Origin of the sequence: Scandinavium manionii (assembly GCF_024764775.1) — a bacterium.
GTDB lineage: Bacteria > Pseudomonadota > Gammaproteobacteria > Enterobacterales > Enterobacteriaceae > Scandinavium > Scandinavium manionii.
Map to the genome: position 1 here is coordinate 1 of NZ_JALIGC010000024.1, position 8354 is coordinate 8354.

11 protein-coding genes are annotated in these 8354 nt (G+C 49.9%); 8 read left to right on the top strand and 3 right to left on the bottom strand.

Annotation, left to right across the window (positions count from 1 at the left end; genetic code table 11):
* The 4 genes from MUU51_RS00205 to MUU51_RS00220 form a co-directional block, all read left to right on the top strand.
* A partial coding sequence (locus MUU51_RS00205) for a hypothetical protein (protein ID WP_258966851.1) occupies window positions 1-963 on the top strand: 963 nt, incomplete at its 5' end.
* A gap of 852 nt (window positions 964-1815) precedes the next feature.
* Window positions 1816-2436, top strand: a complete 621-nt coding sequence (locus tag MUU51_RS00210) for a recombinase family protein (protein WP_258966852.1) — start codon at window positions 1816-1818, stop codon at window positions 2434-2436.
* A gap of 728 nt (window positions 2437-3164) precedes the next feature.
* Window positions 3165-3587 (top strand): hypothetical protein, encoded by a 423-nt coding sequence (locus tag MUU51_RS00215; protein ID WP_258966853.1) that lies wholly within the window; start codon window positions 3165-3167, stop codon window positions 3585-3587.
* A 1-nt stretch (window position 3588) separates the two neighbouring features.
* Window positions 3589-4077, top strand: coding sequence for a hypothetical protein (locus tag MUU51_RS00220; protein ID WP_258966854.1), 489 nt, complete (start codon window positions 3589-3591; stop codon window positions 4075-4077).
* 176 nt (window positions 4078-4253) lie between these two features.
* On the opposite strand, the gene MUU51_RS00225 is transcribed toward MUU51_RS00220, so the two are convergent.
* Genes MUU51_RS00225 through MUU51_RS00235 form a run of 3 tightly spaced genes read right to left on the bottom strand, consistent with a single transcriptional unit; the run spans window position 4254 to window position 5023 of the window.
* Complete coding sequence (locus tag MUU51_RS00225) at window positions 4254-4454, bottom strand: DUF7706 family protein (protein WP_258966855.1); 201 nt, start codon at window positions 4452-4454, stop codon at window positions 4254-4256.
* Window positions 4455-4467: 13 nt separating this feature from the next.
* Window positions 4468-4758, bottom strand: a complete 291-nt coding sequence (locus tag MUU51_RS00230; RefSeq protein WP_258966856.1) for a type II toxin-antitoxin system YafQ family toxin — start codon at window positions 4756-4758, stop codon at window positions 4468-4470.
* Entirely contained in the window at window positions 4742-5023 is a 282-nt protein-coding gene (locus MUU51_RS00235; protein ID WP_258966857.1) for a type II toxin-antitoxin system RelB/DinJ family antitoxin, read from the bottom strand. Before MUU51_RS00235 ends, MUU51_RS00230 begins: the two co-directional genes overlap by 17 nt.
* A 271-nt stretch (window positions 5024-5294) precedes the next feature.
* On the opposite strand from MUU51_RS00235, the gene MUU51_RS00240 reads away from it, so the two are divergent.
* The 4 genes from MUU51_RS00240 to MUU51_RS00255 form a co-directional block, all read left to right on the top strand.
* On the top strand, window positions 5295-5813 hold the full coding sequence (locus MUU51_RS00240; protein WP_258966858.1) for a hypothetical protein: 519 nt from the start codon (window positions 5295-5297) through the stop codon (window positions 5811-5813).
* Window positions 5806-6189, top strand: coding sequence for a hypothetical protein (locus MUU51_RS00245; protein ID WP_258966859.1), 384 nt, complete (start codon window positions 5806-5808; stop codon window positions 6187-6189). The genes MUU51_RS00240 and MUU51_RS00245 overlap by 8 nt, the downstream gene beginning before the upstream one ends.
* A gap of 2 nt (window positions 6190-6191) precedes the next feature.
* Window positions 6192-6599: a hypothetical protein gene (locus tag MUU51_RS00250; RefSeq protein WP_258966860.1), complete on the top strand. Its 408-nt coding sequence runs from the start codon at window positions 6192-6194 to the stop codon at window positions 6597-6599.
* The coding region (locus tag MUU51_RS00255; RefSeq protein WP_258966861.1) for a YfjI family protein at window positions 6596-8354 on the top strand (1759 nt) is incomplete at its 3' end. The genes MUU51_RS00250 and MUU51_RS00255, both read left to right, overlap by 4 nt.

The window sequence follows — 8354 nt, forward strand, 5'->3', positions numbered from 1 at the left end:
AAGCTACGCAACAGCGCAGACACCACAACAAAGAGCGTCAAGAACCCTTGTTACACCGTTATCGGCGGCACAAATAGCGCCCTCTTGTGGGATGGATTGAGCAAAGCAGATATTGCAGGCGGCAAGCTGTTCCGCAATCTTTGGGTAAATGCTGAGGCCAAACCAGCCGCCGATATTGGCGAGAAAGTGCGCCGCGCATTATCTGCCGATGTAGTGGAGTTCCCACAAGGGCTAGTTAAGCAACTGGGCGACCTTGCCACCATATGGCCTGCCGTTGAAGGACAAGACCCGCAGCCATTACAGGTGGTGTATGAATCCGGGCGCAATAGCGAACAGTCGTTAGCCTTAATCCTCGAAAGCAAGGCCGATTACTGGGCCGAACGCTACACCCTGAACGGGCAACCGCTGGCGGCGTCAGTCTATCGCCGTATGGCTGAATTTTACCCGCGCATTGCCGCCATAATCGCCGTATTACGCAACAACCGCGCCCCGGTCATTACTGACGACGATTTGCAATGGTCGTTTAATTTCGTTGAAACCACTATGCGCCATTGGGTGCAGAACAACGCGCAGCTACAACAGGACGTCAACGGAATTGACGATTTAGCGATGCAGGCAATTAAGCTACATGCGCGGGTTATCGGGTTGTGGCGCAACGACCGCCAGCAGTTCGAACAGGAATACAGCACCCTCGTTAAAGGGAAGCAATTAAGCACCGCTTGCATGGAGCGCGGCGGGTTCAATTGGGGCGCTATGTCTCGATTAATGCCAATCAGCCGCACAACCGTTAGAGAGCTGGGCTACCGCAGCAAAGACGAGGCGTTAGCCAAACTGCAAAGCCACTTAATGACGCACCAGCTTGCTGTTATCGAGGCGGTGAAAGCACCGGGCGGCGGCAAGCCATCGCCTTACATCTTCCTTACCGATAACGCCGTTGAATTATTGTACAACACACCGAATTAACACCGGGAACTTGTTAAAGTAGATGTTAAGGGCAGGTTGCAAAACCTGCTCTTTTTTTATCCAAATCCGGGCAAGTTGCGACGTTGTGACAGTCACACGATGGATGCGCACCGAGGTTGCGACAAGTTTAAGTTAATGAATATTAAAGCAAAATCAGCTTGCGACGGTAAAAGGTTGCGACAGTCTTTATATACACCCATATACCCACAAAACCCCGGATGTAAATTTAACATTTATCACCTGCACAAGAGTATCACTATCTGTCTTTGAGTGTCGCACTGTCGCAACCTATGAAAGAGTAGTTATATATATATATATATATGTATGTATTTAATAACTTTTTCTCCTTCCCTGCCTGTTGCGACACTCACTGCGACACCCATCATTTTTTGACTGTCGAACGTCGCAACCTCAATCCCCATAATCCATACCCGCCCGTTGTCAAAATCCAAATAAAAAGGGGGTTAAATTATTTTTCTGTAGACAATTTGCACCGTTCTTTAAAAGTACCCGGTCACACAATTACCGCATGTTGTCCCTTGTGGGTTGCCCTTCACTCTGCAAAGCCGCCTTTGACCTTGTTAACTGGATTAACCAACAGAGCCGCACTTACTGACGCGCTACGCTTGTCCAACTGCCAACAGGCCACAATTAAAAATTGTGACCCGTCGCCAGTTCCCGAAAAACCCCGAGATCTTTAATGATCATTGCCTCTTAACTGGTAGTAATTGGGTATGCTTTGGCGCTACTAGTCCCAGCAGGCTTAATAGGTAGTAGCTTAACTAGCGTTGACAACACAAACGCTACCAGTATAATAACTACCATCCAAACGCTACTACTGAGACAACAGCCATGAAATCTAACCGTGTTTATGCTTATCTCCGCGCCTCCACAACAGAACAGGACGCCAGCCGGGCTAAAGAAGCGTTGCAGGAGTTCGCCAGTGACCACGGCTACACAATCGCCGCTGAATTTATCGAGAACGAAAGCGGGGCGAGCCTCAAGCGTCCAGAACTGTTTAACCTGCTGAAAGTGGCACAACCGGGCGACGTGCTGTTAGTTGAACAGGTAGACCGCTTGAGCCGTTTAAACGCTGACGACTGGCAAGCATTGCGCCAGACAATCAGCAGCAAAGGGATTCGCGTTGTAGCGTTAGACCTGCCGACCTCGCACATACTGTTAAACACTGGCGACGAGTTCACCGGGCGCATGTTTGAGGCGCTTAATTCAATGATGCTCGATATGCTGGCGGCTATCGCTCGCAAAGACTACACAGACCGCCGCCGCCGTCAGGCTGAGGGCATTAAAAAGGCGAAAGAGCAGGGCACATACAAAGGCCGACCAATCGACACCAAGTTACACGGGCAAATTATCGCATTGCGTGAGGCTGGCAAGTCCTACAGCCAGATACAAGAGCTAACAGGCGCAGCAAGGACGACAATTAGCAAAGTAATTAATTGCAGCAAGGCTTAACGCTCATTAAGCACAGCTAAACCCGCAACAGCCGCACGGAACTACATCGCAGCCCCTGCACATGCCCCTTAACTGGGGTATCTTTCTATCCCTATTTAGTTACAACATTCGATTACTGTTAACCCACAACGGCAGCAGAGCACAGCCTTGCTACTGGCAATCGGTTTCGCCTATCAAAAGACCCCGGCGGGGGGGTATTTTCCTATTTAGGGAATCAATGCCAGCCTCGACAAATTTTATAAAAATTTTCAATTTTTCTAGATATTTTAGACAATCTGAATGCAAGCCTAACTTTACGGCACAATTGCTCATTAAATTAATAAGTTAACTCCATAAAATTGACATTTTTGCGTAAATTTGTAGCACCTTGTATTAATTTTCAAAAACAGCGCCAGCCCTTGCCCTTCCTGCCTTGAAGACCAGAGCAGCGCCAGCCGCCTTAGCCCCTTGTGGGATTGCCTGTTGCCACTGCTGCCGGATTCCTGGCATAGTGCAGCCACCAGCCCCGCGAAGCCCCTACAGAGCGAATTACGGAGGCTGGTTAGCCTGTTGTTTGTTGTGGTTCCCCAGTGCAAGACGGTTAGCCCCTCCACCGTGAGAGAGGGGCGCATAATTAAGGCCGCTGGCATTAAATGCCGCTTCGTTAGCCGGGGGTGTAACTCGTACCTTCCCTCGATAGGGGTTCACGGCGGCACAATCCCCCACAAGGAGCGCCAGCGGCCTTAACTATGACCAGCGACGACACAACACCCGTTAAATTGACGTTCCCGGACGTGTATCAAGGCGTAATCGTTGGCGACCTGCCATCGGATGAAGAAATTAGCCGCAATCTGGCGGCGTGTAACGATTACACGCGCTGGCAGCGTATACGCCGCGCAAAGAAATTAAATATTAGCGTCGAATATTACACGGCTCTTTTAATGACGGGGGTTATGCGCCATATAGCAGCCGAAAAAACAAGACTGTTTAAGGCGGGTAAGCCAGTAGACCCGGACACCCCACCAGCACAACGACGGCGGCGAAATGGCGAAATTAAACCAAGGCCACGAAAGAAAACAGAAGGAACGGGCGTTTATGCAACGCCTCCAATTAAACCCATAGAAACGGGCTATTTAAACCCGTCCTATTTCGACAAATTCAGGAGGCGTTAAAATGGCGCTTAAATTAACAGTTAACGACTTGTCAGAAGTACCGGAAGCGGCGCAAGCGCTATATATCCCCACGGAAGACGGCAGCGGCTACCGCCTCGACGTAGAGCAGCCAGCGCCAGCCGAGCAGCGCCTAAGCGCCACCATTGCAGAAAGCGAGCTTGTTCGCCTACTGGATGCCAGCGGCGCTAACGGGTTCTTAATGGCTCCACACCTTGCCGAGCGCGTCAAGGCCGTTGTAGATGACATGGGCGCGGTTAAAATCAATTACTACAGCGAGCAAGGCAACCCGCAGACCGTCGAGCAGTTCAAAAAGGATGTGTTAGATAACCCGCGATTTTCTCGCCTCATTACTGGCAGTAAGGCGAGCGGCGGCGGTGGTTTTATCACCGACCACCAGACAGGCCAACAACGCCAGATTAAAGCCGCCAGCTTCCCTAACGAGCGATTGAGCCGAGCGCGTGACCTTTTGGCGGGTAAGTCCGGGCAGTAGTCCGGGCGACTTAACGATCATTAAGTTACGCCGTAACAAAAAGGCCGCACTAGCGGCCTTTTTTCTATATTCTGGTTAGTTTGCTGTGCAGGAGCTGCCCGCCGTTGGCGTTCACTCCTTCACAGCAAACTATCATCTGTTAATACAAAGAAAGACCACCAGCCAACCGCACTTATTTATCGCGGGTTAAATCCAGCTTCCCTTAAACCTTTATATGCGGCGTTTATGCCGTCCATCATTTCATGTGCCTCAGCACTAGACACTGCTTTTTCTTTGCAATCACTGTACGCCGTTCTTTTGAAGAATTGAGCAAGCGCAATAGCTTCAGCGGCTGTGACCTCAAAGTTAATTGTTAGCTTTTCACCTTCATTATTCATATGCACCCTCGCATTAAAACAACTCACTATGTGAACCAAGGCGAGCTAATTTTAAAGAGCCTGTATTAACATCGCCTTCTTTTTTATATATGAGCACTAAATCAGGATGTAAATGCAAATCCCGGAAGGTACGCCAACCGCCCTTTAACGGATGGTCAACGTATCTTTCCGGGATTGGTTTATCATCCACCAGCAGAGAAAGAATTTCTATTAAATCATCCTCAACAGCTTTTCCGTGCTGCCCTTTCTTTTCTCGCTTGTAATCTTTTTTAAATTCCGTTGAGCGCTCAATCTTCCTCGTCATTATTTAAATCATCCATGAGAGCCGCAACATTATTAAACCGCTTGCCTTTATTACGCTCTAGTTGATTAATAGCCGCGCGAGTGCGCGAAGCCTTCCTGTAAGCCGCAGCAGGTACACGGAAAGGCATTGTATTTTTTTCTGCAACCTGCGCCATAAACATTCTAATGGCATCACTCACAGTCAAGCCCATAGACTCAATAACCAGCGTTGCCGACTCTTTTACATCGTCGTCAATTCGCGCTCTTACATAGGTTTCAGTAGCCATCTTTAAAACCTCCTTCAAACAATAGCCATTAGCTTTAATTGTAGTCATGCTGTAGTCACATCACAAGACTTTTCGCCCCGCCCTACTCCACCACCAGCCAGCACACCTATCCCTTGTGGGCTGCGATGCCGCCAGAGGCAAAACCTCCGCAGCGCTACCGCACGCAAGGCCACCAGCCTACCCAATCCCACAAGGGGAAGCATTCAGGGGCGTACAGAGGCGTACAGGAGGTGAGCAAAAGGCAACCAAAACCCGAAAAAGACATAGATAAATGTTGCAAAACAAAATTGTCTATACCTACAATGCAGGCAGGCGAGGTAAACCACTGGCAATCCAGCCAGTTAACTTAATTAACAACGAGGGCGCTATGAGTATTCATAACGAAGATGTATATCGCAATAGCGTTATATTCTTAGGTTATTTCCTTGCCAATCATTGTCCGGTAGCCACCTGCAAACCGTTTGCAATTAAAAAGCCTACAGACAAATACGTTATATTGTCTGATGAGTTTATAAGAATTGCGCGTTTTATGATGTCAATTGGCGTTGACAATTACGCAGATGAGTACACGCATTATATGTGGCACCAATGCAAAACGCCGGAACAGGCCGCAGCATCAGGGCATCTAATCCGCATTAATGGCGGTTGGAAATTAACAGAAACTTGCGCGGAGTTATGCCGAAAGCAATTTTTAACAATGGGCGACAGGCAGAGGCCAATATTTAAATACAGCCTTGAAACCTTCGCCAGAATTTACAATAAAAGCAGCTTCAGGGGGCTACATGCTTAATTATAGCGAAGGTGTTACGCCATTCAAAGAGCGCAACCCTAAAACGCTAAACACAGCAGAGCGAATAATCAAAATTGCTGAGCTTGCGGAAGATATTCACGCGGCGGAAGACAGGGGCGCGATTAAGCGCTACTGCCTATCTATTGATAGCAATTATGTTACGCGGTCATATTTCGCCAATAATCTATCAAGATTAATCGCACCGAGCGCAGGCGACCGAAAAGAGCGTCTAAACATAATTTATACATTGTTAACTAAATTAACGCTTGAAGGTTATTTTGTTAGCGGCGTTAGCAAGCAACAAGGGCGCATTGTTTATTATTTAACGGGGCTGCACAAAGACGACGCAGCCGCCGAACGGTTAAAGGAGCTTTAATAATGATGTATGCGCACAACGACGAAAGTCACGACGTTTTAGCCGGAAACGTCACAATCAAGCGTGTTTATATTCACCCTCACGAAGTGGGCGAGGAAGTGAATATTGATTGTAATAATGTTGGCTGGTTATCGCAGGCTAATGAATTGCGGCTAACGATGAGCTTAATCACGCCTGACGGCAAAGGACGCGCCAGCATTCTTAACGACTGGCATGATTTTTCTGAAATGCTTGATTCCTGCCCGGTAACAGAACTTACAGGCAAAGAATTTGCAATAGCTATTAGCCGCGCACGTTATCAGCAGCGGTTAGACGAAGCAAAATCCGGGCAATATAGCTGCCTGATATTAAAGTCGGATGATTTTATTTTTTTTCCGGCTCATCACCGTTTTTACGGGGGTAAACAATGAGCGAAACCCTAGAAAATGAAAAAGCCACCCGGCATGGTGGCTTATTCAACGAGTCAATCAATTCTGTTGTAAGCCGCGCAGCGTCCTACGGTATGGATTATAACCCGCCTGGCATCCCTGCACAACTGCGAGGTGTAAAGGTGCGCTTATGGTCTTGTGGGTGGATGACCCCGCACGAGGACAACCCGCACCGCTTCAAAAAGCTACCCCCGCAGGAAGCTATTGAAGACCTGCCGCAGCCGTACCACACCGCGCCGGGTATGCGTAAAACAATGACCCATTATGACCGGGCGTTAGAGTTGTGCGCAGCCCTTAACAAGCTTGCAGGCGAGGCGAGCGGGTTCGCCGTTCCGGTTCACCACGTCGATAATGAGCATTTCATTTACGGCGACGTTGATTTGCACACGTTCGATGCGATGAACGACATTCAAAAAGCCGCAGCAAAAAAGGCCATCGCAGCTTTTAAGGAGAAGTGCGGCGGCGCTTACTGGGAGAGCAGCAGCGACGGCAACGGGGCGCACTTCATTACGCTGCGTGATAAGTGCAGCCCACAGGGGGTTATTAAGCTGGACGGGTTGCCGGAGGCTGTGCGCTTCATGCCGAACGTTAGCTATATTGTGTTGACGGGCGTTAACGCCAGCGGCACGCCAACCACCAGCGGCGACTTTTTAGCAGACCTGACAGACGAAAGCGCAACAGCCGCATATGTTGACGACTTCACAGAAGACCCGGACAAGGGCGCAGAGCATGACAGCGCCATTATTGCCAGCCTGCCGGACGATGAGCAATGGCAGCTTAACCACGGCTTGCAGGATTGCGGCCACCCTTCGTGGCAAGGGCGCGACGGTTCCGACCGTGTGCGCTCAGTGTTGCGCGGATTGCTCCGCAAGACCCGGAACAAGGCCACCACCGCACGAATTTTCATGGCGTCCACAATGGCGCGTTTTGAGAGCCGCAGCGCGGGGATGTGGGATTTAGACCCGCTTAAACATCAGGGCAAATTAGACCGCATAGCAAAATCAACGCTCAAAGAGCTATTGCGGGAAGGGTTCGCAACGCCTGTTAAGTTGGACGGGTTAACGCCACCAGCTACCGCGCTGGACGTGCCAAAACCGGACGCAGCGTTACCAACCTACAGCGCGTTAAGAGAAGCTGCACCGCTTGAGGCGCGGGAACTGTTCAACCTGTTTGAGCGTGGAATAGACCCGGCGATGCGCTTTGATTCCTACACCATGATAACGGCGCTCACCGCTGCCGGGGCTATGGTTGGGCGTAAGTATGTTGTGAACGCACGCAACCGCCTTAATTACCCGTGCTTATCGGTATCGTTAACAGGCGACAGCGGCACGGGAAAATCTGGCTACATGGATGCGTTGCGTCAACTGGTGCGTATGGCAATCGAGATTAAGCCGCGAGATCTGCTAAAGGCGCACATCGTCGAACCTAACAGCCCCCGCGCTACTGCCGAATTGTTAGCGGCTACAACTCCGCAAATTGTGGTTTTCTACTTTGACGAGTACGGCGCAGCCATCAACAACACAATCAAAGCTGACCAGCACATGCGAGCAACGCAAGACATGTTGATGACAGCAGCGCCTCAACGCTACGTAGGCGGCGAGCTGGTCACAAAGCTACGCAACAGCGCAGACACCACAACAAAGAGCGTCAAGAACCCTTGTTACACCGTTATCGGCGGCACAAATAGCGCCCTCTTGTGGGATGGATTGAGCAAAGCAGATATTGCAGGCGGCAAGC

Excerpts from the sequence above, each read along its gene's own strand:
- MUU51_RS00230 (WP_258966856.1), bottom strand. The coding sequence starts at position 4,758 with ATGACGAGGAAGATTGAGCGCTCAACGGAATTTAAAAAAGATTACAAG.
- MUU51_RS00240 (WP_258966858.1), top strand. The coding sequence starts at position 5,295 with ATGTTGCAAAACAAAATTGTCTATACCTACAATGCAGGCAGGCGAGGT.
- MUU51_RS00215 (WP_258966853.1), top strand. The coding sequence starts at position 3,165 with ATGACCAGCGACGACACAACACCCGTTAAATTGACGTTCCCGGACGTG.
- MUU51_RS00225 (WP_258966855.1), bottom strand. The coding sequence starts at position 4,454 with ATGAATAATGAAGGTGAAAAGCTAACAATTAACTTTGAGGTCACAGCC.
- MUU51_RS00235 (WP_258966857.1), bottom strand. The coding sequence starts at position 5,023 with ATGGCTACTGAAACCTATGTAAGAGCGCGAATTGACGACGATGTAAAA.
- MUU51_RS00245 (WP_258966859.1), top strand. The coding sequence starts at position 5,806 with ATGCTTAATTATAGCGAAGGTGTTACGCCATTCAAAGAGCGCAACCCT.
- MUU51_RS00220 (WP_258966854.1), top strand. The coding sequence starts at position 3,589 with ATGGCGCTTAAATTAACAGTTAACGACTTGTCAGAAGTACCGGAAGCG.
- MUU51_RS00210 (WP_258966852.1), top strand. The coding sequence starts at position 1,816 with ATGAAATCTAACCGTGTTTATGCTTATCTCCGCGCCTCCACAACAGAA.
- MUU51_RS00250 (WP_258966860.1), top strand. The coding sequence starts at position 6,192 with ATGATGTATGCGCACAACGACGAAAGTCACGACGTTTTAGCCGGAAAC.